Source organism: Isoptericola sp. NPDC056134 (genome assembly GCF_042264825.1).
GTDB classification, from domain to species: Bacteria; Actinomycetota; Actinomycetes; order Actinomycetales; family Cellulomonadaceae; genus Isoptericola; species Isoptericola nanjingensis.
This window is the reverse complement of record NZ_JBHJVM010000010.1, coordinates 15,464-37,164: the sequence shown is the minus strand read 5'-3', so window position 1 is coordinate 37,164 and position 21,701 is coordinate 15,464. Positions and strand designations below refer to the sequence as shown.

The window sequence follows — 21,701 nt, the reverse complement described above, 5'->3', positions numbered from 1 at the left end:
CTCCATCAGACCCACCCGTCCTATCAGAGATCTGAGGAAGTCCTGATGTCCGAACTGACCCTCGATGACCTGGTCGTCCGACTTGGGAAGTCGGTCGACTGGTGGAAGCGAGAGATCAACGCCGGCGGTCACGACCACCTGCGGATCGGTCGGGACATCCGCCTCACCGAGGACCAGTACGTGGCGCTGCGCGACACCTTCGTCGTCCGCGCCGAGTACGCGATCACCAAGGCCGACCCCCTGCAGTCGCAGACGTCGCGGTCTCGTAACCACGGAGGGCACTGATGACCACCGACCAGCCGACGTTCGAGTCGGCCGAGGACCTGAACCTCTTCCTCGCCGACATCGGCCTCAAGGTCATCGCCCTCGCGGTCAACACCACCGTCCACGGCTGGACCCGACCCCAGAACGCGGCGCCCTACATGCACGGGCCGCCGAACCCGGCCTGGGACCTCGTCCAGTGGTGCGCGGGCAACAAGGAGGCCGAGGCCCGGATGCGGGAGCTTGCCGCCGACTGGGCGCCCGCGGTCATGGAGGTTGCGTTCGCCCCGATCACCGAGGCGCTCGACGGCTTCCTCGAGAACCACCAGTCCTGAACACACCGCGGGGCGTCCCCCACCGCCAAGTAGAAGACGCCCCGCCGATCACAAGGAGCGTACCTCCGATGAACCCCCTCAAGCGTCTCGGCGCCGCGATCACCGACTGGTGGCACCGCGAGCCGATCGACTTCGACGCCCAGGACCGCGCGGCCCACGGTCGCCAGCAGGCCGACATCGAGGCCGCCGTCCAGGCGAACCGCGCCCACTGCGGCGCTCGGCTGGACTCGAAGGCGATCCCCGGGAACTTCTACATCTGCACGCTGCCCCCGGACCACGAGGGCCCGATGCACGAGTGCTGGTCCACCGTCGGCATCGCGTTCAACCAGGGCCCCCGCGCTTCGTGGCCCGTCGAGCCGGCGCCGCTGCACGACGCGGTCACGGCGGTCGGCGACAAGGTCGACGACGACCTCGCCACGGTGACCGAGCTCGGCGACCTCGCCGACGCGATCCGTGACATGGACACCGCCGCCCTGGACTACGCGCTGGCCGGGCTGCTCGACGACGAGGAGCGCTGAGCCATGGTCCTGCCGCAGAACGCCAAGACCGTCAAGCCCGTCCACAGCGACAACGGCTACCGCCACTTCCAGGACCTCGGCACCGGCCAGGTCATCTCCGTCTCGGCGCCGCGCATGATCGCGATCTACGCGAACAGCCCCGACGACTACCGCGAGATCCAGGCCGTCGCCAAGGACGCCTACGTGATCGACGGGCCGCTGCCGACGGTCACCGAGACCGTCGACGACCGCGGCACCTGGTACCGCGCCGCCGCCGGGAAGCCGCAGGGGCCCGCGCGCATCACCATCGGCACGGCGCTGCACACCGCCGGTGCCGAGGACATGGTCGAGCACGCCGAGCGGCGCGTCAAGGAGTTCGCCGCCCTGGTCGCCTACTTCCGCGAGCACCCGCCCGTGGAAGTCGCGCAGGTGAAGGCGATCCGCAAGGCCTACCAGAGGGCCTACCCCCAGAGCGGCGGGCTCGACCAGCCCGGCGCGCGCCGCCTCTACGGCGAGGGTGTCCGGGTCGAGGGGGCGACATCATGACGCACGACATCCCCTCCCGCCCGCCGTACACCCGCGACGAGGCCGAGGCGTTCCGCAGCGCGCACCGGCACACCGCCGAGCGGCAGGACGACGGCAAGGTCGTCGAGCTGGTGCACAACGGCACCGGCCACCAGTACCACGGCCTCGGGCGCGCGGTGTACATGCTGTCGCCGGAGGAGGAGGCCGCCGCCGAGCAGAACGCGCGGAAGGCGTCCGCCCACGACGCCGAGCTGTTCTACTCCCCCCGCGCCGCCGGCCACTTCCCGCACGTGCACCAGGCCGTCGGCGACGAGACGCCCGTCGAGGACATGGGCGAGCGTCCCGACGTCGCGGGCCTCGCTGCCCTCCGCGCCGCTGCCCCGTTGCTCGACAAGGCGGGCATCCCGTCCGCCATGGTCGAGGGCCTGGCCGTCGCGCACGAGCAGGACGCTGCGCTCGACGAGCTCGGGTCGCTCGGCGGCTCCGTCACCGCGTTCGACAAGGGCGAGTCGTCCGGCATCGAGCTCGGTCGCCTGCAGGCGATCAAGGTCATCGAGCGTCACAAGGCGGCGCTCAAGGACGACCCCGACGAGTACGCCGTCTCGATCCTCGACGACATCGTGCTCGACCTCATGAACAGGGCGACGTCATGACCCCCGCGGAGGCTCTCGCAGCCGCCGCTCGGGCCACCCTCGCCCGCAACTCCGAGACCTGGCGCGACCCGTCCGTCGAGTCGGCGCCCGTCATCCCGGCCGTCGAGCACACGCGGGCCGCGCTCCCGTTGGTCTACGCACTCGACCGGGCTATGGAGGCCGTCGTCGACGCCGCCGTGAGGCTCGTCGACTCGATCCCTGCCGACGGCGCGCACGCCGAGCTCAGGGTCCAGGTCGCCAAGCTGCGCGCGATCCCCACCGGCGCCCCGCTCGGGCGGAGGTGGAAGCCGTGACCACCTGGCGCGAGACGAACGCCCGCCGTCGTGCGGAGCGCGTCGAGGACATCGTCGCCCACCTCAGGGCGCAGGCGGCCGCGGGCTACAGCCTGTTCGCCGCAGCCCGGGAGCGCGGGCAGTCGGCCCGCACCCTCCGCCGCTGGCTCAACCGCCACGACCACCACGACCTCGTCGTGCGACTCGAGCGGAACGCCGGCGGCGTCCGAGTCCCGTGGTGGGTGCGCCGATGAGCGACGCCTGGCACGACATGCGCGCCGAGGAGCGCTTCGAGCGACGCCGACAGCGCGGTGACTTCCGCACCGACCCGCCCGCCACCGACATCCACCAGCACGAGCCGACGCCGGCCGACAACTACCACCCCGACCTGCTCGCCTACACCGACGGCGGCGGCTTCGGGAAGAACCAGGAGAAGGACTGATGCACACGTTTCGCGTAGGCGACAAGGTGCGCACGTCGACCCACCGTGGCGCCGTGGGAACCGTAGTTCGTCACCACCCCACCCTGCCCGCCTGGGTCGTCCAGTTCTACGGCGAGCCCTACCCGCTGGCGTACACCGACGACCGGCTGCGGAGGGTGTCGTGAACACCGCCGTCCAGCAGATCGCCCGCGAGCTCGCCGACCTCCGCGCCGAGATCCGCGCCAACGGAGGCACCCCCACCCGCCCGCAGCGCGCGCTCCTCCGCGACATGCGCGACCGGCTCAACCTCGCGCGGAAGGGGATCGTGCGATGACCTCCGCCACCGAAGCCCAGGCCCAGCACGACCTCGACAAGGCCGTGGACCACCTGCGCATCATCCGCATCCGGCGGTCGTACGGGATGGCCAACGAGGTCGACGAGAGGTACGCCAAGGACGCCCGCGACCGGGCGCGGAAGGCGCTCGAGGAGGTGAGGGGAGCGTGAAGCGCGCCGGCCTCGTGAACGGGATGCCTGAGGCGGAGTACCACTCCGGCGTCGAGCTCAGCAGCACCGGCGCCCGGACCCTTCTCGACTCCCCCGCGAAGTACGACTGGCAGAGGCGCCACCCCGCCGAGCGCACCGCTACCGACGCGATGGACTTCGGCACCGTCGTGCACGCGCTCGTGCTCGGCACCGGCTGGCCCGTCACGGTCGTCGACGCCGACTCGTGGCGCACGAAGGCGGCACAGGACGAGCGGCGTGCCGCCCGGGCCGACGGCGGGGTCGCCATCCTCGCCGCCGACCACGAGCGCGCGAAGGCCGTCGCGAAGGCTGTGCACGACCACCCGACAGCCGGGCGCCTGTTCGAGCACGGCGAGCCCGAGGTCTCCGCGTTCTGGGCCGACGAGCGCACCGGCGTTCCGCTGCGGGCCCGGTTCGACTACCTGCCCACCACGACCGCCGCCGGGCGCCCGCTCGCGGTCGACCTCAAGAAGACCGCCGACGCCTCGCGCCGCGGCTTCGCGAAGTCGGTCGCGAACTACGGCTACCACCTGCAGGCCGATATCTACCGGCGCGGGTACGCCGCGACGCACGACGGTGCCGAGCCCGTCTTCCTGTTCGTCGCCGTCGAGGCCGAGGAGCCGTTCCAGGTCGCCGTCTACGAGCTCGACCCCGAGGCGCAGGCCATCGGCGCCGAGCTCGTCGACCAGGCGCTCGAGCGCTTCCGCGACTGCACCGATGCCGGCGTGTGGCCCGGCCTGCCCGAAGACATCCAGACGCTGTCGCTCCCCCGCTGGGCGACCTACCTCGAGGACTGACCATGACCGACCTCACCCTCCCGTCCGCCGTCGACAAGGCCGTCTCGCAGGCGACCGTCGTCGAGCAGTCCCGCGCCGTCGCCGAGGTCGCCGCCGCCGTCAAGGTGGCCCGCGACTTCCCCCGCGACGAGGACGCTGCCGCCGGCGGCGTGCAGCGCTCCTTCGGGCACCTCGTCGTCGCCGAGCGCGCCTTCTACTCCGTCCCCAACCGCGGCACCGGCATGAGTGTGCACGCCGCCCGCGAGATGGCCCGCGCCTGGGGGAACATCGACTACGGCGTCCGCGAGCTCCGCCGTGACGACGCCGCCGGCGAGTCTGAGATGCAGGCATGGGCCTGGGACCAGCAGACCAACGTCCGGTCGACGCGCTCGTTCATCCAGCCGCACGCGAAGTCGACGAAGCGCGGCCGCGTCGCCCTCACCGACATCAACGACGTCTACCTGAACAACCAGAACACCGGCGCGAAGGCCGTGCGCGAGTGCATCTTCACCGTCCTGCCGGACTGGCTGATCCAGACGGCGCAGGAGACCGCGAACCGCACCCTGACCCGCGGCACCGGCGAGCCCGTCGAGGCCCGCGCCCAGGCCGCGGCGACGAAGTTCGCCGGCCTCGGCGTGAGCCCCGCGCAGATGGAGGCGTACATCGGCCGCCCGCTCGCGAAGTGGACGCCCGACGACCTCGCGAAGCTCACGACCGCGTGGACCTCCATCACCCAGGAGGGCATCCCGGCCGCCGACTTCTTCCCGGAGGCGACGACGACGCTCGACGTGCCGCAGGGCGGTGAGGAGTGATGGCCCGGGGTGTGGTCGCCGGGAACGTCCGGCTCGACCTGATCCAGTTCCACCCGCACAACGTGCGCGTCGACCTCGGCGACCTGCGCGACCTCGCGGCGTCGATCAAGGAGTTCGGCGTGCTCGCCCCCGTCGTGCTCGAGCAGCGCGGCGAGATGCTCCGCGTCCGCAACGGGCACCGTCGCGTCGCCGCCGCACGGAACGCCGGCCTCGAACGCATCCCCGCCGGCATCGCCCGCGACGTCTCCATGAGCGAGCACCTGGTGCGCCGGATCCTTAACCCGCCGCCCGTCGAGCTCGCCACTCCGGCCGTTGAGAAGCCGAAGCGGCCCTCGCCGTTCGTGTCGGTGAAGCGGATCCGCAACGACCTCGACGAGGCGCGCACTGCGGTAGCTGCCGGTGAGCTCGACGCGTTGGGCGTGCTCAACCGCATCGAGGCGCTCCTGCCCGAGCGCGAGCCGGCCAAGGTCGGTGAGGCGTCGTGAAGTACGCCCGCCCCTACAACCTCGTCCCCGCGAACGGGGCCCACGCGCGCATCAACGCGCTGCGCGCCGCCGGCCTCAGCTTCCACGACATCGAGGCAGCGACCGGCATCTCCGCCAACGTCCTCAGCTCGATCTCGAAGGGCATCCCGCGGCGCATCCGCAGCGAGAACCACGACCTCATCATGGGCTGCCGGGCGGTGCGTCGACCCACCAAGGGGCGCACTCTGGACGCCACCGGCTCACGTCGGCGCCTGCAGGCCCTCGCCGCCGACGGGTGGCCCAACACCGAGATCGCCGCACGCACCGGCATCAACGTCGGCCAGGTGCACGAGATCCGCTCCGGCACCCTGCAGCACGTCAAGGAGCACACCGCCCGCCGGATCGCCCGGTTCTATGCCAAGGCTCGCCCGGAGGATGCGCCCGAGGGCATCGGCAAGGAGCGCGCGCTGCGCACCGCCGCACGCGAGGGGTGGCCGCGACCTGCCGCCTGGGACGACGACGTGATCGACGACCCCGCCGCCGGGCCGAGCCTCGACGACTCCACCGCCACGGTGGACGACCGGCTCAGCGACTGGGTGTACCTCGTCAGCGCCGGCGAGGACCGCGAGCGTGCCGCACGCCGCGTCGGCTGGAAGTCCCTCAACACGGTCGAGGTCAACGCCTACCGGCACCACCGGCACGACGCCCTCGCCATGCTGCGGGGGGTGGCGGCATGGCTGTCCAGACCGCGCCCGACATCCTCGCGGGGATCACCGGGCCGACCGCGACGCTCACCTACGACGAGGAGTCGCAGGCGCTGTGCTCGCAGACCGACCCCGAGGTGTTCTACCCGAGCCAGGGAGACCACGCCGACGCCGCCAAGGCCGTCTGTGCTGAGTGCCCCATCCGCATGCGCTGCCTCGAGGTCGCCGTCGCCAACCGTGAGATGTGGGGCGTGTGGGGCGGCACCTCGCAGCAGGAGCGTCGCCGCATGATCGCCGGCAAGCCTCCCGTGGCGAAGAAGCAGAGCGCGCGCATCGAGGTGCACGGCACCGTCGGCGGCTTCCGCCGTCACAAGCGCGCAGGCGAGGCCCCCTGCGCCGAGTGCTCCGAGGCTCACGGCTCGTGGATCGAGAAGATCCAGGCCTCCGCCAGCAAGGGCCGCGCCGGACGCAAGCCGATGCCTCGCGAGCACGGGACCGAGCGCGGGTACGGCCAGCACCTGCGCAACGACGAGATCCCCTGCGACGGCTGCAAGGCGGCACACGCCGCCCGCGCCGCCCAGTACCGCGCCGACCGAGACGGAGACGCAGCATGAGCACGCCCCAGACCTGCAATCGCTGCGGCCGCACCTACGGCGTCGGCAGCGACGAGAAGCGGCGACACCAGATGCTCAACGGCCACGCGCCGTCGCCCGAGAAACCCGCGGCGCCCGCCGTCGACCTCGACGAGTACGTGCGCGAGATGGAGCAGGGCGCGCGGGGCCGGCGGAAGGGCGGTGCGGCGTGAAGAACGGAGCCCTGTTCGCCGGGTACGGCGGCCTCGATCGCGCCGTCGAGAGCGTGTTCGGCGCCCGCACCGTGTGGGTGTCTGACGTAGACCCCGGCCCCTGCAAGATCCTCGCGCACCGCTTCCCCGACGTGCCGAACCTCGGCGACATCACCCGGATCTCGTGGGCCGACGTCGAGCCGGTCGACATCCTCAGCGGCGGCTCGCCCTGCCAGGACGTCAGCCACGCCGGGAAGCGCGCAGGCATGAAGGCCGGCACCCGCTCCGGCCTGTGGGCGTCCATGTGCGACGCCGTCGAGATCATCCGCCCGCGCTTCGTCGTGTGGGAGAACGTGAGAGGAGCCCTCAGTGCCGAAGCAGCCGCTGGCGACGTGGAGTCGTGCGTCTTCTGCGTGGATGACGACGGAGAGCCACCTCTGCGGGCACTCGGTCGTGTTCTCGGAGACCTGGCCGAGCTCGGGTATGACGCGGCGTGGGTCGGCCTTCGTGCTGCCGACGTGGGAGCCCCGCACGGCCGGTACCGCGTCTTCGTCCTCGCCTGGGACGCCTCCCGTCCCGCCGGGCTGGGAGGCGCAGCCCCTGCTGCCGTCCCCGCGGACCTCGGACACGAACGGTCCGGGGAGGCACGGGACGGGCGGTCCGGACCTGCGGACGGTCGTGGCGGAGCTGGCGTGAACCTCCTGCCGACGCCGACGGCCACCGACCACAAGGCGTCCGGTGCGAGCTACGACCCGACCGACACCCATCACGCCGGCACGACGCTCACCGACGCGACCGTGCGGAACGCGGCGGTCAACCCGGACCTGATGCCGACCCCGTCGGACGCAGACGTCGAGGGCGGGCGCAAGCACCGGTCGGGTGCGCGCTCTGGCGAGCTGCTGCTCAACGGCCTCGCGCACCATCAGGCGTTCGGCCAGTACGGCGACGCGATCGCCCGCTGGGAGACCGTGCTCGGCCGCGTGGCCCCCGCGCCCACCGAGCCGACCGGGAGGGAGGGCGCCCACCGCCTCTCGCCCCGGTTCGTGGAGTGGATGATGGGCCTCCCCGACGGGTGGGTCACCGACACCGACACGACCCGCAACGAGCAGCTCAAGGCGCTCGGGAACGGCGTCGTGCCCCAGCAGGCCGAGGCCGCGCTGAGGCACCTGCTCACGGTTCGTGAGGCTGCTCTCCGGTCGGAGGTGGCGGCATGAAGGTCTACCTCTCCGGCCCGATGACCGGCTACCCGGAGCAGAACTACCCGGCGTTCTTTGCCGCCGAGTCCGTGCTCGCCGACCTGGGGCACCTCGTCTGCAACCCCGCCCGCCAGCCCGAGCGTGCGACGTGGGCCGACTACCTCCGCGCCGACCTCGCCGACGTCCTCGTCGCCGACGCGCTCGCCGTGCTCCCCGGCTGGGAGGCGTCCCGCGGGGCGCAGCTCGAGGTGCACGTCGCGCACGCGCTCGGCGTCCCCGTCATCCCGCTCGACCAGTGGAGGGCCGCCGCGTGAGCGTCACCGACCGGCGCGAGTACATCCGCCTCGACGTCGGGTACCTCGACAACCCGAAGATCGCCGACGCGCTCGACGAGTCCCCGCTCGCCGTGCTGGCCCACGTCGCCTCGATGACGCACTCGCGGCAGCACCGGACCGACGGGAAGTTCGTCGTCGCGCGCATCCTGCGCAAGGTCGGCGCGACTGCCGACGACGCCCGCGTCCTGCTCGACCTGGGGCTCTGGGACGACATCGGCGACGGCAAGGCCGAGCTCCACGACTACCTCAAGCACCAGGAGTCGGCCGAGCAGATCGCCAGGCTGTCAGAGGCCGGGAAGAAGGGCGCTGCTGGCCGGTGGGCGAAGAACCGCACTGCGGATCGCACTACGGATGGCAATGCGGATCGCTATGCAGAGGAGAGGAGAGGAGAGGAGAGGCCTTCGGCTAGGGCCGCGGATGCGAATCGCATCGCTGACGGCACGGAGCCGCCGCGGAAGCAGGAGCGCACCAACTCCAACGCCGTGCTCCTCGCTGCCGGACTCGGGGACGACGACCGGAAGGCGTTCCTCGGGCACCTGCGGGACGCCGGCGCCCGCTCGCCGAGCGCCGTCGTCCTCTCGCTCGATGCCAACGGGCAGCTCGCCGACCGCATCGCCGAGTGGCGCGACGCCCGCGGCCCCGAGATCTCGCCCGAGCTCGCCCGCGACATGCGCCTCAACCCGTACAAGTACCGCTAGGAGGGGACGTGACCGACACCAGCACCGCAGAGCGCGCCCTCGTCGGCGCCACCCTCCGCGCCCCCGACACCATGCGGGAGACGACCACCCTCGTCACCGAGGCCTCGTTCGCCTCCCCCGTCCTCGGGGTCGTGTTCGAGACGGCCGCCGCCCTCTGGTCGTCCGGGCAGGCCGTCGACGCCGTCACGGTCGACGCGGCCCTGCGCGACCGGGGACAGCGCGGCATCGACGGCCTCGAGCTGTTCCGCCTCGTCGAGAAGACGCCCGTCACCGCGAACGCCGCCAGGTACGCCCGCATCGTGTCCGAGGCCGCTGACTCACGGGCGCTCAACGCCCTCGGGATGCGGATGCAGCAGCTGTCCGAGGCGGACATGCCGCACGCCGACAAGATGGAGGCCGCGCGCAGCGAGTGGGAGGCCCTGAGTAAGGCGGGGTCGTCCGCGATCGTCACCCGCACGCTGGGCGAGCTGCTCGACGGCGACGACGCGCCGTACGACTGGCTGATCCCGAACCTGCTCGAGCGCATGGACCGGCTCGTGCTCACCGGGGGCGAGGGCGGCGGGAAGTCGACGTTCATGCGCCAGCTCGCCATCTGCGCGGCCGCCGGCGTCCACCCGGCGACGTTCAAGCACACCGATCCGATCCGGGTGCTCGTCGTCGACTGCGAGAACAACGAGCGGCAGTGGCGCAGGCAGGCGCGGAGCATCACCAACGCCGCCACCCACTACGGCACCGACCCGCGCCAGCACATGCACGTCACCACGGTCGACGACCTGCCGAAGGGCCGCGTCATCGTGAGCGACCCCCGCGACGCCGGCGCCGTGCACAGGCTCATCGACCAGCACGCGCCCGACCTGCTCGTCATCGGGCCGCTGTACAAGCTCTCGAACCGCGCGATCACGTCCGACGACGACGCCGCGCCGATCATCAGCGCGCTCGACGGCTTCCGGGCCCGCGGGGTCGCGCTGGCGATCGAGGCGCACGCCGGACACACGCAGTCCGGCGGCGGCGAGCGCGACCTGCGCCCTCGCGGCTCGTCGGCGCTCCTCGGGTGGCCGGAGTTCGGCTTCGGCCTCCGGCGCCGCAGCGTGGCCGACGGCGGGCCTGCGGACGACAACTACCGCATGGTCGACGTCGTCCGCTGGCGCGGCGACCGCGACACGGGACGCGCCTGGCCGAACGTCATGTACGCCGACCCGCGCAACCCCTTCCCATGGACGCCCGAGAACATCGGCCCCGCGACCATCGGGCGCGGCGACGACGAGAGGTGGGCGTCATGACCGGCGACCCGTGGACCACCGTGCCGCCGCAGGACCTCCGAGGCCTCCCGCACGCCGCACGGATCTCGCTCGACGAGGCCGCGGCCGAGGGGCGCTACCTGGACGCCGCCGAGCGCGACCGCATCATCGCGGCCGCCGGCGCGAACCCTGACGACTGGCAGGTCGACCGTCTGCCGCAGACGACCCAGGAGGACTCGTGATGGATCACCAGCACCTCGCCCGCGTCCACAGGGTCGGGCCCAAGGCCACGACGAAGACCCCGTGGCAGACCCGCTGCATGGTGTGCATCGGGCACGGGTTCGAGTTCGACACCGAGATCGCGGAGCTCGCGGGGAGCCTGCCCCTCGTGCGCAAGGCGTCGTGGTGGTTCGCCAGCGTGGGCGAGGCGCTCGAGTGGGCGCGCACGCACCTCGCCACCCACCGGGAGGCGACGGCATGAGCCACTACCGCGGCGGCGCCGACTTCGAGCGCGAGGTCCGCCACCACCTCGAGGCGGAGGGCTACGAGGTCATCCGCTCAGCCGGCAGCAAGGGCAAGGCCGACCTCGTGGCGTTCAAGCTCGGCGAGTTCCTCGTCGTCCAGTGCAAGCGGAATGGCATCTGCCCGCCCGCAGAGCGCATCGAGGTGCAGCGGCTCGCGTCGCTCATCCCGGGCGCCATCCCCCTCGTCGCGACGCGGCCTGGGATCACGTTCAAGCGGCTCACCGGACCCGGCCCGAAGGACTGGGCGCCGTGGGTGGCCGACCGAGTGGAGGAGAACCAATGAGCACCAACCCCGCACGCGCCCTGCTCGACGAGGCCGACCGCCACCACAAGACAGCCCGTGGCGCCGACCGCGCCATGACGAAGATCCGTCTCGGCGAGCGCCCGCAGACCCGTCGCGGCCTCCTCGGGTTCTGGCGCGAGGACGCCCCCCGTCCGTGCGAGTTCGACCACGAGGAGACGGCGGCGATCTACGAGGCGCTCGCCATCGTGCGCGACCGCAGCCATGAGGCCGCCGCGAAGGTCGAGGCCCGCGTGACCGTCACCGAGGAGGCGACCCGATGAGGATCGAGATCTACAAGGCCGCCGACGGCTGGCGCTGGCGGCTCAAGGCCCGCAACGGGCGCATCGTCGCGGAAAGCGGCGAGGCGTACGTCGAGCGGCGCAGCGCGATCCGAGCCGTGCGTCGGGTGCTGCGGATCCGGTTCCGACCCACTACCGGGACCCTCATCGGCTGGAACGTCTACGCCCAGTGGATCACCGCCGACGGGACGTTCTACGACCTCGTCGAGGTGGCCCGATGACCGCCCCGAACCTCGACGAGATCGCCCGCCGATACTCCGCCGCGCTCAACGCGAAGCCGTCGAAGGGCGAGTGGACCCAGCGGGGCATCGACGCGCTGACCGACTCCGTGAGCGACGTCGGGGGGCTGCTGGACGAGGTGCAGCGGCTGCACACGTGGGACGGGCTCATGAGCCTGCTCGACGAGCACTGGCCCGAGAGTCTGTTCCCGACGCTCGCCGACGACGAGAGCCGTGACGCAGGGGCGCGCATCGTCTCGCTGATCCGCTGGGTCCAGCAGCAGCGCCGAGACGTCGAGATCGCGTGCGGGGCCGAGGCGAGCGCGGACGCCTGGGCGCAGAGGGCGCACGCGGCTGAGGCTGAACGTGACGCTCTGGGGGAGGCAGCCTTCGCCGCTGTCATGAACACCGACCAGGACAAGGACGGCGCGCAGACCTGGGAGCAGTTCTTCCGGCCGCTCAAACGCCCGTCATGGAGGGACGTCGTCAAGGACGGCGTGCAGGAGCTCCGACGCGACCGCGACGACTCCGACACCGCACTCGACAAGATCCTCGACCAGGTGCGCCGCTGGGCACGTGACGGTCAGCCCGACGACGTCCTCGGTGCCATCGCCGAGATCGTCAACGCGTGGGACGCCTCATGACCCCCGTGCCGAAGACCGACCCGCGCATCGACGACACCGCGCGCGCCATCCGCGACGGCTTCGACCCGCCCTGGCCGCCGTGGGAGCACCTCAGCCCCGGCGCGCAGAACCAGTGCCGGGAGATGGCGAGGTACGCGCTGGCACGACTGGACGCTGAGACGGGAGAGAGCGCATGAGCGAGTCAGGGGCGCCAACGCTGGAAGACGCGCTCAGCGCCACCCCGCCGTACGTCCGCGGACGCTCCGGCCGCGCGTACAACGTCAGCCGCGGCGTGAAGGACGTTGACCGCTACCTCACCCAGCTGCACGACATGGGCGCGACGTCAGCGCACGTTGACATCGACATCCTGCTCGACGCCCGAGTCGCGCTCGCCGCACGCGAGAAGGAGGCGACCCGATGAACAAGAAGATCCGCATCGTCATCCTCGGCGGCCCGCAGGACGGGCTCGAGGTCGAGGGGCCCTGGAACACCGTGCACGTGAAGGTCGCCGGCTACGCGCTCCCCGTGCACCGGGTGGGCGAGAAGCGGCACATCGCTTCGTGGGCCGAGCGTGCAGCGATCGAGGAGGAGGCATCTTGAGCCTGGACGACATGCCGCTGAGCACGGTGCTCACCGAGCTCGCGGAGACCTACGAGACCGTCGTCGCGCTCGGGGTGGCTGCTGTCACCGCCGGCGGGAAGGCGACGGGCAAGCCGGGCTCGCGTGTGCCGCCCGGGATGAGCGAGGTCATGGACACCGACGAGTTCGAGCGTGCAGTGCGCGAGGTGGACGAGTGGGCGCTGTACGTCGGGCACCACCTGCTCGACGTCGAGCCAGGGATCGGCAGCGTGCCCGACTCGACGCCCGGCAGGCTGCGGCTCGCTGCACGGTGGGCCGACATGCTCAGCGGCGACCCGGACCTCATGGCGCGGTACGCCTTCGAGGGTGACGCGCGCTCGATGCTGACGACCATGCGGCGGCTGTCGCGGCGTGGGACCAGGCGAGTGCGCACGGGATCGGCATGCCTGACCGTGACCTGCCCCGGGCAGTACGTCGCCAGGATCGACGAGCCCGACGGCGACATCGAGTGCAGCACCTGCCACGACCGGGTGAGCTACGACCACTGGTCACGCTGGGGATCGCAGCAGCAGTGGGTGACGGTCGAGCACGCCGCGAACATGGCGGGCACCACGGTCGCAGCGGTCAAGGTCCGCGCGCACCGGCAGGGCTGGCGCAGGACCGGCACCGGCCGCGACGTGAAGTACAACGCGGACGACGTCATGGGGCGAGGCGGTGAGCGCAGTGCGTGAGGTGGCGTCGTGCGACGAGGCGATCGTCGAAGCCCTGCGGCTGGGTGTGATCGAGGTCGACACGGCTGCGGGTGACATCCTCCGAGACGGGCGCGTGCTGCGAGGCAGAGTGTCCGACACGGGCTACCGGCAGGTGAGCCTCTTGGGCTGGCTGTGCTACGAGCACCGCATCGTGTGGACCGCGGCTCACGGCCCTGCCGGCGACGCCACGGTCAACCACCGCAACGCCGACAAGCTCGACAACCGCCTCACCAACCTCGAGGCCGTGAGCCGCGGCGACAACGTCAAGCTCTGGTTCCGGCAGGACCACTACGACCACCAGGTGCACGACCAGTACGCCACGGCGGGGCAGCCTTACGACGAGGCTCCGGAGATCCAGGAAGCGCGCGCGATGGCCGCCCGAGGCGCATCACGCCGAGAGGTGGCCGAGTTCATCCAGGCCTGGCGCGATCGACGCGCAGACGACGTGGCGTGATGCGTGCGCGCTGACGTACTGGTCAGGTAGCATGTAACCCGTCGGTGTAGGTAGTGCACCCTCGAAGCCCTCGGCCAAGCGGTCGGGGGCTTCGTCGTGCGGGACGAAGTTCATCCTCCACGAGCGCCGCCAACTGTAGGTAGCCTCGGGACATGAAGGCCAACGGCTACGGCGCAGACCTCGAGTTCGACGGCGAGCACGTGATCATCTACCCGGGCAAGATGCAGGCCCGGATGGTCGGCACGCAGCGGATCGCCGTACCCCTCGCCGACGTCATCGACGTCGAGTACAAGCCAGCCAAGGCGCTCACCAACGGGCAGATCCGGTTCAAGGTCGAGGCGGCCAGCGACAGCCAGACCATGCAGGACTACGGCGGTCGCGGCCCCATCCCCACCGAGGACGCAGCCGCCGCCCGTGCGTACGCCAAGCAAGGTCTCGTCACCTCCGAGGCGCTCGTCGTGCACTGGCGGAAGAAGGACCAGGACGCGTTCGAGGCGCTGCACCAGGAGATCACCGCAGCGCGCTGACTCCTGCGAGGTGAGCGACCGTGACGCTCCCCGCCGGCTACGGCCGAACCTCACGCCGAGTCCGCCGCATCAAGGCCGACCTCAAGTCGGGGCGGCCGCAGCCCTGCATGCGTTGCGGACAGGCGATCGACTACGACACCGACGACCCAAGCGACCCGAGTGCGTTCAACGCCGGGCACATCAAGCCGCTGTCGCTCTACCCCGAGCTCGGTGAAGACCCTGGGAACTTCCAGCAGGAGCACCAGCGGTGCAACAAGAGCGCTGGCAACCGGATGACCGACCCCGGTCTGGGTATGCAGTCCGAGGCGTGGTGACCGCAGACGGGTAGGGGGGTCTGCATCTCTGCGCGGCGGAGGTGCGGACAGGTCTTCCGGCAATGATTCGTCTCTCCCTAGACCTGAAACTTCCGGATCGCCGCGCGGAGGTGCTCGCATGGGGCGGAAGAAGAACCTCCCGGAGCCCAAGCGGGGCCGCGGGCAGAAACTCTGGGACGAGATCACGGAGGCGCACCCTGTGCTCGGTCCTGAGCAGCGGGTGATCCTCGAGGAGGCGTGCCGCTGCGCCGACCGCCTCGACCAGCTCGACGACATCATCGCCGGCCGCGGGGTGCTCGAGCTGCTGCACTTCCGCTCGATGTTCGAGATGGACGACGAGGACGAGCGCCACATCGTGATGACGGTCGACGGCGTGCTCGCCGAGGCGCGGCAGCAGCAGAACGTGATGAAGCAGCTGCTCGTGTCGCTGCGCCTTCCAGACGCGGCGACCGGCCAGCGCCCGCAGCAGCGCGGTGCGCGCGGGGCGTATGCGAAGGGGGCGACCCGTGCCGACAAGCTCGCGGGTCTCCGCTCGATCACGGGCGGCAAGACCGAAGCGTCTGGGGAGTGAGACCCCCCGGGTCTTCACCCCGCCGCTGCGGAAGCTAACGCCGCAGACGTCACTCGGCTTCGCGGCCGTCGAGTTCGCGGTCGAGGTGTGCGGGATCGACCTCTACCCCTGGCAGCGCTGGCTCCTGGTCCATGCGCTCGAGCTCGACCCGGCGCTCACGGTAGACACGATGGACCAGCGCGGCCGGCTCGACCCGCTGTTCCGGTTCCGCAAGATCGTCGTGCTCGTCGCCCGGCAGAACGGGAAGTCGACGCTCTCGCAGGTGCTGAGCCTGTTCTTCCTGTACATCCTCGGCACCGATCTCGTGCTCGGGACGGCACAGGACCTGGACACCGCCGAGGAGGTCTGGGAGGGCGCCCTCGACATCATCGAGGAGACGCCCGAGCTGGCCGAGCTCGCCGACAAGCCAGTGCGGAACAACGGCAAGAAGGCGATCAAGCTCCTGTCGGGCGAGCGGTACAAGGTGAAGGCCGCGAACCGGCGCGCCGGCCGTGGCCTCTCTGGGGACCTGATCCTGCTCGACGAGCTCCGCGAGCACCAGTCGTGGGACGCGTGGGGCGCGATCACGAAGACGACGCAGGCGCGGCCGGCTGCGCAGATCTGGGCGCTGTCGAACGCGGGAGACGCGACGTCGGTCGTGCTGCGCTACCTGCGGAAGTCGGCGCACGCGGCCCTGGGCGACCCGGACGGGATCAACGCGGACGACGACCCGTCGACGCTCCTGCCGTCGGCGGACGACATCGAGGACTTCGGCGACGTCGTCGAGGACGACCTTGAGCCGGACGACTTCGAGGAGGACGTCGACACGCTCGGTCTGTTCGAGTGGTCGGCCGCCCCGGGCTGCGATGTCACCGACCGGGACGCGTGGGTGCAGGCGAACCCGTCGCTCGGGTACGGGATCAGCGAGCGGACGATCGCGGGTGACGTGCCCCGTCCTGGTGGCGGCGATCCGGAGTGGATCTTCCGCCCCGAGGTGCTGTGCCAGTGGATCGACGGCGTGCTGCAGGGGCCGTTCCCGCCGGGCGCCTGGGAGGCTGGCACGGACGCCGAGTCGCGGCGAGTGCCTGGCTCGGCGCAGGCCGCGTGTGTCGACGTCTCCTGGGACCGCTCGATGACGCACATCGCGTACGCGAGCCGGCGCGCGGACGGCAAGCCGCACGTCGAGATTGTGGCTCGCCGTGCCGGCACGGAGTGGGTCGCCGGCTGGCTGACGGAACGGATCGAGAAGCACAACCTCTCGCGCGGAGTCGCGCTGCAGGCGCGCGGCGCCCCGGTGTCGTCGCTGCTCGAGTCCCTGCAGGAAGCTGGCGTTCCCGTCGTCGAGTGGGGCGGCTCGGACGTCACGGCGGCGACGGGCGCGTTCTACGACCTCGTGCGCGCCGCGGTGACGCTCGACGAACAGACGGGCGAGCCGATCGGCCCGGGCGTCTTCCACCTGCCGCAGCCGCCGCTCGACGTCGCCGCAGGTATGGCTGCGACGAAGAAGGCCGGCGACGCGTGGATGTGGGACCGCGACAAGTCGCCGGTCGACATCAGCCCGCTCGTCGCGGCCACCGGGGCGGTCTGGCTCCTGTCCCGCCCCGAGGAACACGAGACGCGATCTGCGTACGAGGACGACGGCCTGATGGTCGTCTGAGAGGTGGGCGACATGGCGTTCGGAGTGGTCGTGAAGCGCCGTGTGGTCGTCAACCTCCTGAGCGGATCCGCCATCGAGGGCGTCCTGCTCAAGCGCCGTGGCCCGCTGCTGATCCTGGCCGACTGCACGCTCCACCCGTCGTCCGGTGAGCCAGCCAAGGTCGACGGCGAGGTCGTCGTCGAGCGCACGCAGGTCGAGTTCATCCAGGCACTGAGCAGGGGGTGAGCCGTGGCCTTCGTCGTCTCCGACGGCGCGCTCCGCGCCCTCGATCGCACGCCCCTCCCCTCCGCGTACTCGCTCCGTGTGACGAGCGACTACACGATGGCGTACGCCGAGATCTGGCGCACGCAGCCGGCAGTCCGCACCGTGGTGTCGTTCCTCGGGCGCAACATCGCGCAGCTCGGACTCCACACGTACCGCCGCCTGTCGGACAACGACCGTGAGCGACTGACCGGCCACCCGCTGTCGGCACTCATCTCACGCCCGGCGCCGTGGACCACGAGGTACCGCCTGCTCGACGCGCTCGTGCAGGACATGGCGATCTACGACGTCGCGTACTGGCTCAAGCTCAAGGCCGCAGACAGCTCGCTCGCGCTGGCGCGGCTCGCCCCGCAGCGCACCGAGGTCTTCGGCACGGGCGGCCTGTTCCCCGACGGCTTCCGCTACACGGGCGACCGAGGCAAGCGGGACTTCCCGCGTGACGAGGTCGTGCACTTCCACGGGTACAACCCGACGGACGAGATGAACGGCGCGCCGCCGATCGAGGCACTGCGCCGCATCCTGGCCGAGGAGTGGGAGGCCGGCCGGATGCGCGAGCAGACGCTCCGCAACGGCGCCCGCGCGTCGGGCTACCTCGAGCGCCCCGCGGACGCGCCCTCCTGGTCGGACGAGGCGCGCCAGCGCTTCCGTGCCGGATGGAAGGCGCAGTACTCGGGCGGTGGCCCGGAGGCTGGCGGCACGCCCGTCCTCGAGGACGGCATGAAGTTCGTGTCGGCGTCGCAGACCGCCGAGCAGCTGCAGTACGTGGCGGCCCGCAAACTGACGCGCGAGGAGGTCGCGGCGACGTTCCACATCCCGCCGCCGATGGTCGGCATCCTCGACCATGCGACGTTCGGGAACATCGAGGAGCAGCACAAGATGCTGTACGCCGACACGCTCGGCCCGTGGCTCACGATGATCCAGGAGGAGATCGGGCTGCAGCTGCTGCCCGACTTCGGCGACGCGACGTCGGTCTACGTCGAGTTCAACCTCGCGGAGAAGCTGCGGGGGTCGTTCGAGGAGCAGGCCGCCGCGCTGCAGACGTCGGTCGGCGCCCCGTGGCTCACCCGCAACGAGGCCCGCGCGCGCCAGAACCTCCCGCAGGTCGAGGGCGGCGACGAGCTCGTCACCCCGCTGAACGTGCTCATCGGCGGTCAGTCGTCGGCGACCGACAGTGCGCCCGAGCCGGTGAAGATGGGCCCGGTGCTCCGGAAGGACTCGCCGACCGCCCCGCTGCGCATCAAGGCGCAGGCCGCGACAGAACACGAGAAGGCCGCGCAGCAGGTGCTCGTCCGCTTCTTCAAGCGGCAGCGGGCGGCCGTCCTGTCGGCCCTCGGCGCGAAGGCCGACGGCGCGGAGTGGTGGGACGAGGAGCGCTGGAACGACGAGCTGTCCACGGACCTCCTCGCGCTGTCGATGAGCGTCACGGCCGCCGTCGGCGCCGAGACGCTCAAGGGCCTGGGGATCGACCCCGACCAGTACTCAGAGGGGCAGACGGTCGCGTTCCTCAAGGCCGTCGCGAGCTCGCGGGCGGGAGCGATCAACTCGACTACCCGGGACCAGATCAAGGCGGCGCTCGCCGCGTCGACGGCTCCGGCTCACGTGTTCGACGTCGCCGAGACGTCGCGCGCGGAGAAGGGCGGGACGACCCTCGCGACGACCCTCGCCGCGTTCGCCGTCACCGAGGCGGCGAAGCAGGTCGGCCGCCCGCAGACGACGAAGACGTGGGTCGTCACGTCGAGCAACCCGCGGTCGTCGCACGCGGCGATGGCCGGGGAGACCGTGCCGATCGACGGCACCTTCTCCAACGGCATGGAGTGGCCGGGCGATCCGGTAGCCGGCGCCGAGGAGGTCGCGAACTGCATGTGCTCCGTCGAGATCACCATCCCCTGACGTCGTCGCCACGACCCAACCGCCCAAGGAGGGCTGCGCGATGAAGACCAAGAACGCACCCGTCCGCCTGAAGGCGGGCCCGGAGGACGGCCTCGAGGAGGGCCAGTTCTCGGCGTACGCGAGCGTGTTCGGCAACGAGGACTCGTACGGCGACGTCGTCGTGCCAGGCGCCTTCGAGAAGACGCTCGCCGACTGGGCCGCGAAGGACTCGGAGATCCCCCTCCTGTTCGGGCACCGCATGGACGACCCCGACTTCAACATCGGGCACGTCGTGTCGGCCGTCGAGGACGAGAAGGGGCTGCTCGTCACCGCGCAGCTGGACCTCGAGAGCCCGAAGGCGGCGCAGGTCTACCGGCTCCTCAAGGGCCGCCGCATCGACCAGATGTCGTTCGCGTACGACGTGATCGACGGCGGCGCCGTGAAGCACGACGAGCAGTCGGTCTACGAGCTGCGCGAGCTCAAGCTGTACGAGGTGTCCGTCGTCCCGATCGGGGCGAACCAGGAGACCGAGATCCTCGCCGTGAAGGCAGCTGCGGACGCGCTGACCTCCGGCACCAAGGCTGGCCGGGTCCTCTCGGCCAAGAACGAGAGCGAGCTGCGCAAGGCGCACGACGCGATCGGGAACGTCCTCGCCACCCTCGGCGAGGCGAACGAAGACCAGGAGAAGGCCAGCGGTCACACCGCCGCCAACGCCGAGGAGCCCTCCGGGGCCAAGGCGGAGGAGCAGCGGGTCAACCCGTCCGCACGAGACCTGGCGACCCTCAAGTCCATCGAGCTCGCCGCGCTGTCGGAGAGCTGAGCAGGAAAGGGGCGACCCATGAGTCGCATGCAGGAGCTGCTGCAGAAGGCGGCAGCGGAGGCCAAGTCCGCGCGGGAGATCGCGGAGAAGGCGGACGCCGCCGGCCGCGAGATGTCCGAGGACGAGCGCGCCGACTTCGAGAAGCACTTCGCCGCCGCCACCCAGGCGAAGGCGGACGCGGACGTCGCGAAGAAGGACGCCGACCTCTACGGCCAGGCGAAGGCCCTCGCCGACGAGGTGGGGCTCGCCCTGCCGACCGACGAGGAGACCGCGGGGATCGTCGCGGGCGACGCCGGACGGAAGGCGCCGAACCGCGTCCCGCTCGAGAAGCAGGTCGTGAACTCCCCGGAGTTCAAGGCCCTCCTCGCGTCGTTCCCCGACGGCCGCATCCCGGAGAAGTCCCGGGTGCAGTCGCAGCCGATCGGCCTCAAGTCGCTGTTCGTCGGCGGCACCGACACGAGCGCCGGCGCGTTCGTCGTCGCCGAGCAGACCGGCATCGTCGAGATGCTCGGCCGGCGCACCCTGACCCTCCGCGACGTGATCTCGGTCCGCCGCACCGGGTCGGACACCGTCGAGTACGTGGCCCAGACGAGCCACACCAACGCGGCGGCGCCCGTGGCCGAGGCCACGAGCTCGGCGTCCCCGACGGCCCCCGGCACGGCCGGCGCGCTCGTGCTCCCCACGGGCGGCGGCTACAAGCCCGAGGGTGCGTGGGCGTTCGAGCGTCGGACGGCGACCGTGAAGACGATCGCCGAGTGGGTGCCCGCCACCAAGCGTGCGCTCGCCGACGTCGCCGCCCTCGAGGGCCTCATCCGCGACGAGCTGGTCGCGGACCTCAAGGAGACCGAGGAGACCCAGATGTTCACGGGCTCCGGTTCGGGTGAGAACCTGACCGGCATCCTCGAGACCTCGGGAACGCAGACGCAGGCGTTCTCGACGGACATCTTCCAGACCGTCCGCAAGGCGATCACGAAGGCCCGCACCGTGGGCCGTGTCATCCCGAACGCCGTCGCCCTGGCGCCGGCCGACGTCGAGAAGGTCGACCTCATGCGCGAGGACGGCGCGACCGGCAAGTACTTCGGGAACGGCCCGTTCTCGATGGGCCCCCGCACCCTGTGGGGCCTGCCCATCGTCGAGACCGAGGCGCTGACGGCCGGCACCGGCCTGGTCGGCGACTTCAAGAAGGCGGTGCTCTGGGACCGCGAGCAGGCGTCGGTCACGATGACCGACTCGCACGCGGACTTCTTCATCCGCAACCTCGTGGCGATCCTCGCCGAGGAGCGCGTCGCCTTCGCGGTGACCCGCCCGTCGGCGTTCGTCGAGACCGCGACCGCGTGATCCCCGCCGGCGGGGGGGGGCTTTCTTTCCCTCCCGGACCCACTCCCCCACAAGGGATAAGAAGTACAGCGCCCATAGGGGCAAACCGCCCCTCACCCCCCCCTCCCCCCCCCCCCCCTCCCCACCCGCCCGACACCCCA

At 71.4% G+C, this 21,701-nt stretch carries 39 protein-coding genes; 38 read left to right on the top strand and 1 reads right to left on the bottom strand.

Features of this window, described 5'->3' with window-relative positions; all coding sequences use genetic code 11:
* Positions 1-45: 45 nt before the first annotated feature.
* The 13 genes from ACFCZN_RS11560 to ACFCZN_RS11500 all read left to right on the top strand — a co-directional run bounded on the left by ACFCZN_RS11560 (position 46) and on the right by ACFCZN_RS11500 (position 5,559).
* Complete coding sequence (locus tag ACFCZN_RS11560) at positions 46-285, top strand: hypothetical protein (protein WP_430556891.1); 240 nt, start codon at positions 46-48, stop codon at positions 283-285.
* A complete protein-coding gene (locus ACFCZN_RS11555; protein ID WP_430556890.1) occupies positions 285-596 on the top strand; it encodes a hypothetical protein in 312 nt (103 codons plus the stop codon). The genes ACFCZN_RS11560 and ACFCZN_RS11555 overlap by 1 nt, the downstream gene beginning before the upstream one ends.
* Positions 597-664: 68 nt before the next feature.
* Entirely contained in the window at positions 665-1,114 is a 450-nt protein-coding gene (locus tag ACFCZN_RS11550) for a hypothetical protein (RefSeq protein ID WP_430556889.1), read from the top strand.
* Positions 1,115-1,117: 3 nt separating this feature from the next.
* Positions 1,118-1,639 carry a hypothetical protein gene (locus tag ACFCZN_RS11545; RefSeq protein ID WP_430556888.1) on the top strand — a complete coding sequence of 174 codons (522 nt, stop codon included), beginning with the start codon at positions 1,118-1,120 and terminating at the stop codon, positions 1,637-1,639.
* Positions 1,636-2,271 carry a hypothetical protein gene (locus tag ACFCZN_RS11540; RefSeq protein WP_430556887.1) on the top strand — a complete coding sequence of 212 codons (636 nt, stop codon included), beginning with the start codon at positions 1,636-1,638 and terminating at the stop codon, positions 2,269-2,271. The genes ACFCZN_RS11545 and ACFCZN_RS11540 overlap by 4 nt, the downstream gene beginning before the upstream one ends.
* Positions 2,268-2,564, top strand: a complete 297-nt coding sequence (locus ACFCZN_RS11535; RefSeq protein WP_430556886.1) for a hypothetical protein — start codon at positions 2,268-2,270, stop codon at positions 2,562-2,564. Before ACFCZN_RS11540 ends, ACFCZN_RS11535 begins: the two co-directional genes overlap by 4 nt.
* Positions 2,561-2,797, top strand: a complete 237-nt coding sequence (locus ACFCZN_RS11530) for a hypothetical protein (RefSeq protein WP_430556885.1) — start codon at positions 2,561-2,563, stop codon at positions 2,795-2,797. The genes ACFCZN_RS11535 and ACFCZN_RS11530 overlap by 4 nt, the downstream gene beginning before the upstream one ends.
* Complete coding sequence (locus tag ACFCZN_RS11525; protein ID WP_430556884.1) at positions 2,794-2,985, top strand: hypothetical protein; 192 nt, start codon at positions 2,794-2,796, stop codon at positions 2,983-2,985. Before ACFCZN_RS11530 ends, ACFCZN_RS11525 begins: the two co-directional genes overlap by 4 nt.
* 160 nt (positions 2,986-3,145) lie before the next feature.
* A complete protein-coding gene (locus ACFCZN_RS11520; protein ID WP_430556883.1) occupies positions 3,146-3,298 on the top strand; it encodes a hypothetical protein in 153 nt (50 codons plus the stop codon).
* Positions 3,295-3,468 (top strand): hypothetical protein, encoded by a 174-nt coding sequence (locus ACFCZN_RS11515; RefSeq protein WP_430556882.1) that lies wholly within the window; start codon positions 3,295-3,297, stop codon positions 3,466-3,468. Before ACFCZN_RS11520 ends, ACFCZN_RS11515 begins: the two co-directional genes overlap by 4 nt.
* Positions 3,465-4,283, top strand: a complete 819-nt coding sequence (locus ACFCZN_RS11510; RefSeq protein ID WP_430556881.1) for a PD-(D/E)XK nuclease-like domain-containing protein — start codon at positions 3,465-3,467, stop codon at positions 4,281-4,283. The genes ACFCZN_RS11515 and ACFCZN_RS11510 overlap by 4 nt, the downstream gene beginning before the upstream one ends.
* 2 nt (positions 4,284-4,285) lie before the next feature.
* Positions 4,286-5,074, top strand: a complete 789-nt coding sequence (locus ACFCZN_RS11505; protein ID WP_430556880.1) for a hypothetical protein — start codon at positions 4,286-4,288, stop codon at positions 5,072-5,074.
* Positions 5,074-5,559: a ParB N-terminal domain-containing protein gene (locus ACFCZN_RS11500; protein WP_430556879.1), complete on the top strand. Its 486-nt coding sequence runs from the start codon at positions 5,074-5,076 to the stop codon at positions 5,557-5,559. Before ACFCZN_RS11505 ends, ACFCZN_RS11500 begins: the two co-directional genes overlap by 1 nt.
* Before the next feature lie 239 nt (positions 5,560-5,798).
* Here ACFCZN_RS11500 and ACFCZN_RS11495 read toward each other — a convergent pair whose 3' ends face one another.
* On the bottom strand, positions 5,799-6,239 hold the full coding sequence (locus ACFCZN_RS11495; RefSeq protein WP_430556878.1) for a hypothetical protein: 441 nt from the start codon (positions 6,237-6,239) through the stop codon (positions 5,799-5,801).
* Positions 6,240-6,271: 32 nt separating this feature from the next.
* On the opposite strand from ACFCZN_RS11495, the gene ACFCZN_RS11490 reads away from it, so the two are divergent.
* The 25 genes from ACFCZN_RS11490 (at position 6,272) to ACFCZN_RS11370 (ending at position 21,561) form a co-directional block, all read left to right on the top strand.
* A complete protein-coding gene (locus ACFCZN_RS11490; RefSeq protein ID WP_430556877.1) occupies positions 6,272-6,856 on the top strand; it encodes a WhiB family transcriptional regulator in 585 nt (194 codons plus the stop codon).
* A complete protein-coding gene (locus ACFCZN_RS11485; RefSeq protein WP_430556876.1) occupies positions 6,853-7,047 on the top strand; it encodes a hypothetical protein in 195 nt (64 codons plus the stop codon). The genes ACFCZN_RS11490 and ACFCZN_RS11485 overlap by 4 nt, the downstream gene beginning before the upstream one ends.
* Positions 7,044-8,240, top strand: a complete 1,197-nt coding sequence (locus tag ACFCZN_RS11480) for a DNA cytosine methyltransferase (RefSeq protein ID WP_430556875.1) — start codon at positions 7,044-7,046, stop codon at positions 8,238-8,240. The genes ACFCZN_RS11485 and ACFCZN_RS11480 overlap by 4 nt, the downstream gene beginning before the upstream one ends.
* Positions 8,237-8,536, top strand: coding sequence for a DUF4406 domain-containing protein (locus ACFCZN_RS11475; RefSeq protein ID WP_430556874.1), 300 nt, complete (start codon positions 8,237-8,239; stop codon positions 8,534-8,536). The genes ACFCZN_RS11480 and ACFCZN_RS11475 overlap by 4 nt, the downstream gene beginning before the upstream one ends.
* Entirely contained in the window at positions 8,533-9,255 is a 723-nt protein-coding gene (locus ACFCZN_RS11470; RefSeq protein WP_430556873.1) for a hypothetical protein, read from the top strand. The genes ACFCZN_RS11475 and ACFCZN_RS11470 overlap by 4 nt, the downstream gene beginning before the upstream one ends.
* An 8-nt stretch (positions 9,256-9,263) precedes the next feature.
* Positions 9,264-10,535, top strand: a complete 1,272-nt coding sequence (locus tag ACFCZN_RS11465; protein ID WP_430556872.1) for an AAA family ATPase — start codon at positions 9,264-9,266, stop codon at positions 10,533-10,535.
* A complete protein-coding gene (locus ACFCZN_RS11460) occupies positions 10,532-10,735 on the top strand; it encodes a hypothetical protein (RefSeq protein ID WP_430556871.1) in 204 nt (67 codons plus the stop codon). The genes ACFCZN_RS11465 and ACFCZN_RS11460 overlap by 4 nt, the downstream gene beginning before the upstream one ends.
* Complete coding sequence (locus ACFCZN_RS11455) at positions 10,735-10,974, top strand: hypothetical protein (protein ID WP_430556870.1); 240 nt, start codon at positions 10,735-10,737, stop codon at positions 10,972-10,974. The genes ACFCZN_RS11460 and ACFCZN_RS11455 overlap by 1 nt, the downstream gene beginning before the upstream one ends.
* Positions 10,971-11,300, top strand: a complete 330-nt coding sequence (locus ACFCZN_RS11450) for a restriction endonuclease (protein ID WP_430556869.1) — start codon at positions 10,971-10,973, stop codon at positions 11,298-11,300. Before ACFCZN_RS11455 ends, ACFCZN_RS11450 begins: the two co-directional genes overlap by 4 nt.
* Complete coding sequence (locus tag ACFCZN_RS11445) at positions 11,297-11,581, top strand: hypothetical protein (RefSeq protein WP_430556868.1); 285 nt, start codon at positions 11,297-11,299, stop codon at positions 11,579-11,581. Before ACFCZN_RS11450 ends, ACFCZN_RS11445 begins: the two co-directional genes overlap by 4 nt.
* On the top strand, positions 11,578-11,820 hold the full coding sequence (locus ACFCZN_RS11440) for a YegP family protein (RefSeq protein WP_430556867.1): 243 nt from the start codon (positions 11,578-11,580) through the stop codon (positions 11,818-11,820). The genes ACFCZN_RS11445 and ACFCZN_RS11440 overlap by 4 nt, the downstream gene beginning before the upstream one ends.
* On the top strand, positions 11,817-12,461 hold the full coding sequence (locus ACFCZN_RS11435; RefSeq protein ID WP_430556866.1) for a hypothetical protein: 645 nt from the start codon (positions 11,817-11,819) through the stop codon (positions 12,459-12,461). Before ACFCZN_RS11440 ends, ACFCZN_RS11435 begins: the two co-directional genes overlap by 4 nt.
* Positions 12,458-12,637: a hypothetical protein gene (locus ACFCZN_RS11430; protein ID WP_430556865.1), complete on the top strand. Its 180-nt coding sequence runs from the start codon at positions 12,458-12,460 to the stop codon at positions 12,635-12,637. The genes ACFCZN_RS11435 and ACFCZN_RS11430 overlap by 4 nt, the downstream gene beginning before the upstream one ends.
* Positions 12,634-12,861, top strand: a complete 228-nt coding sequence (locus ACFCZN_RS11425; protein WP_430556864.1) for a hypothetical protein — start codon at positions 12,634-12,636, stop codon at positions 12,859-12,861. Before ACFCZN_RS11430 ends, ACFCZN_RS11425 begins: the two co-directional genes overlap by 4 nt.
* A complete protein-coding gene (locus tag ACFCZN_RS11420; RefSeq protein ID WP_430556863.1) occupies positions 12,858-13,040 on the top strand; it encodes a hypothetical protein in 183 nt (60 codons plus the stop codon). Before ACFCZN_RS11425 ends, ACFCZN_RS11420 begins: the two co-directional genes overlap by 4 nt.
* Complete coding sequence (locus ACFCZN_RS11415) at positions 13,037-13,750, top strand: hypothetical protein (RefSeq protein WP_430556862.1); 714 nt, start codon at positions 13,037-13,039, stop codon at positions 13,748-13,750. The genes ACFCZN_RS11420 and ACFCZN_RS11415 overlap by 4 nt, the downstream gene beginning before the upstream one ends.
* Positions 13,734-14,225, top strand: coding sequence for an HNH endonuclease signature motif containing protein (locus ACFCZN_RS11410; RefSeq protein ID WP_430556861.1), 492 nt, complete (start codon positions 13,734-13,736; stop codon positions 14,223-14,225). The genes ACFCZN_RS11415 and ACFCZN_RS11410 overlap by 17 nt, the downstream gene beginning before the upstream one ends.
* Before the next feature lie 152 nt (positions 14,226-14,377).
* Entirely contained in the window at positions 14,378-14,752 is a 375-nt protein-coding gene (locus ACFCZN_RS11405) for a DUF4429 domain-containing protein (RefSeq protein WP_430556860.1), read from the top strand.
* Between the two features lie 20 nt (positions 14,753-14,772).
* Positions 14,773-15,066, top strand: a complete 294-nt coding sequence (locus tag ACFCZN_RS11400) for a hypothetical protein (RefSeq protein ID WP_430556859.1) — start codon at positions 14,773-14,775, stop codon at positions 15,064-15,066.
* 118 nt (positions 15,067-15,184) lie between these two features.
* Positions 15,185-15,637: a hypothetical protein gene (locus ACFCZN_RS11395; RefSeq protein WP_430556858.1), complete on the top strand. Its 453-nt coding sequence runs from the start codon at positions 15,185-15,187 to the stop codon at positions 15,635-15,637.
* Between the two features lie 85 nt (positions 15,638-15,722).
* Positions 15,723-17,273, top strand: coding sequence for a terminase large subunit domain-containing protein (locus ACFCZN_RS11390; protein ID WP_430556857.1), 1,551 nt, complete (start codon positions 15,723-15,725; stop codon positions 17,271-17,273).
* Positions 17,274-17,285: 12 nt separating this feature from the next.
* Positions 17,286-17,498 (top strand): hypothetical protein, encoded by a 213-nt coding sequence (locus tag ACFCZN_RS11385; RefSeq protein WP_430556856.1) that lies wholly within the window; start codon positions 17,286-17,288, stop codon positions 17,496-17,498.
* A 3-nt stretch (positions 17,499-17,501) separates the two neighbouring features.
* Positions 17,502-19,424, top strand: a complete 1,923-nt coding sequence (locus ACFCZN_RS11380; protein ID WP_430556855.1) for a phage portal protein — start codon at positions 17,502-17,504, stop codon at positions 19,422-19,424.
* Positions 19,425-19,464: 40 nt separating this feature from the next.
* Positions 19,465-20,223: an HK97 family phage prohead protease gene (locus tag ACFCZN_RS11375; RefSeq protein ID WP_430556854.1), complete on the top strand. Its 759-nt coding sequence runs from the start codon at positions 19,465-19,467 to the stop codon at positions 20,221-20,223.
* An 18-nt stretch (positions 20,224-20,241) separates the two neighbouring features.
* Positions 20,242-21,561: a phage major capsid protein gene (locus ACFCZN_RS11370; protein ID WP_430556853.1), complete on the top strand. Its 1,320-nt coding sequence runs from the start codon at positions 20,242-20,244 to the stop codon at positions 21,559-21,561.
* Positions 21,562-21,701 lie beyond the last annotated feature (140 nt).

Excerpts from the sequence above, each read along its gene's own strand:
- ACFCZN_RS11555 (WP_430556890.1), top strand. The coding sequence starts at position 285 with ATGACCACCGACCAGCCGACGTTCGAGTCGGCCGAGGACCTGAACCTC.
- ACFCZN_RS11500 (WP_430556879.1), top strand. The coding sequence starts at position 5,074 with ATGGCCCGGGGTGTGGTCGCCGGGAACGTCCGGCTCGACCTGATCCAG.
- ACFCZN_RS11420 (WP_430556863.1), top strand. The coding sequence starts at position 12,858 with ATGAACAAGAAGATCCGCATCGTCATCCTCGGCGGCCCGCAGGACGGG.
- ACFCZN_RS11385 (WP_430556856.1), top strand. The coding sequence starts at position 17,286 with ATGGCGTTCGGAGTGGTCGTGAAGCGCCGTGTGGTCGTCAACCTCCTG.
- ACFCZN_RS11395 (WP_430556858.1), top strand. The coding sequence starts at position 15,185 with ATGGGGCGGAAGAAGAACCTCCCGGAGCCCAAGCGGGGCCGCGGGCAG.
- ACFCZN_RS11540 (WP_430556887.1), top strand. The coding sequence starts at position 1,636 with ATGACGCACGACATCCCCTCCCGCCCGCCGTACACCCGCGACGAGGCC.
- ACFCZN_RS11475 (WP_430556874.1), top strand. The coding sequence starts at position 8,237 with ATGAAGGTCTACCTCTCCGGCCCGATGACCGGCTACCCGGAGCAGAAC.
- ACFCZN_RS11370 (WP_430556853.1), top strand. The coding sequence starts at position 20,242 with ATGAGTCGCATGCAGGAGCTGCTGCAGAAGGCGGCAGCGGAGGCCAAG.
- ACFCZN_RS11550 (WP_430556889.1), top strand. The coding sequence starts at position 665 with ATGAACCCCCTCAAGCGTCTCGGCGCCGCGATCACCGACTGGTGGCAC.
- ACFCZN_RS11460 (WP_430556871.1), top strand. The coding sequence starts at position 10,532 with ATGACCGGCGACCCGTGGACCACCGTGCCGCCGCAGGACCTCCGAGGC.
- ACFCZN_RS11525 (WP_430556884.1), top strand. The coding sequence starts at position 2,794 with ATGAGCGACGCCTGGCACGACATGCGCGCCGAGGAGCGCTTCGAGCGA.
- ACFCZN_RS11445 (WP_430556868.1), top strand. The coding sequence starts at position 11,297 with ATGAGCACCAACCCCGCACGCGCCCTGCTCGACGAGGCCGACCGCCAC.
- ACFCZN_RS11545 (WP_430556888.1), top strand. The coding sequence starts at position 1,118 with ATGGTCCTGCCGCAGAACGCCAAGACCGTCAAGCCCGTCCACAGCGAC.
- ACFCZN_RS11515 (WP_430556882.1), top strand. The coding sequence starts at position 3,295 with ATGACCTCCGCCACCGAAGCCCAGGCCCAGCACGACCTCGACAAGGCC.
- ACFCZN_RS11425 (WP_430556864.1), top strand. The coding sequence starts at position 12,634 with ATGAGCGAGTCAGGGGCGCCAACGCTGGAAGACGCGCTCAGCGCCACC.
- ACFCZN_RS11560 (WP_430556891.1), top strand. The coding sequence starts at position 46 with ATGTCCGAACTGACCCTCGATGACCTGGTCGTCCGACTTGGGAAGTCG.
- ACFCZN_RS11490 (WP_430556877.1), top strand. The coding sequence starts at position 6,272 with ATGGCTGTCCAGACCGCGCCCGACATCCTCGCGGGGATCACCGGGCCG.
- ACFCZN_RS11455 (WP_430556870.1), top strand. The coding sequence starts at position 10,735 with ATGGATCACCAGCACCTCGCCCGCGTCCACAGGGTCGGGCCCAAGGCC.
- ACFCZN_RS11375 (WP_430556854.1), top strand. The coding sequence starts at position 19,465 with ATGAAGACCAAGAACGCACCCGTCCGCCTGAAGGCGGGCCCGGAGGAC.
- ACFCZN_RS11485 (WP_430556876.1), top strand. The coding sequence starts at position 6,853 with ATGAGCACGCCCCAGACCTGCAATCGCTGCGGCCGCACCTACGGCGTC.
- ACFCZN_RS11535 (WP_430556886.1), top strand. The coding sequence starts at position 2,268 with ATGACCCCCGCGGAGGCTCTCGCAGCCGCCGCTCGGGCCACCCTCGCC.
- ACFCZN_RS11405 (WP_430556860.1), top strand. The coding sequence starts at position 14,378 with ATGAAGGCCAACGGCTACGGCGCAGACCTCGAGTTCGACGGCGAGCAC.
- ACFCZN_RS11505 (WP_430556880.1), top strand. The coding sequence starts at position 4,286 with ATGACCGACCTCACCCTCCCGTCCGCCGTCGACAAGGCCGTCTCGCAG.
- ACFCZN_RS11430 (WP_430556865.1), top strand. The coding sequence starts at position 12,458 with ATGACCCCCGTGCCGAAGACCGACCCGCGCATCGACGACACCGCGCGC.
- ACFCZN_RS11440 (WP_430556867.1), top strand. The coding sequence starts at position 11,578 with ATGAGGATCGAGATCTACAAGGCCGCCGACGGCTGGCGCTGGCGGCTC.
- ACFCZN_RS11435 (WP_430556866.1), top strand. The coding sequence starts at position 11,817 with ATGACCGCCCCGAACCTCGACGAGATCGCCCGCCGATACTCCGCCGCG.
- ACFCZN_RS11450 (WP_430556869.1), top strand. The coding sequence starts at position 10,971 with ATGAGCCACTACCGCGGCGGCGCCGACTTCGAGCGCGAGGTCCGCCAC.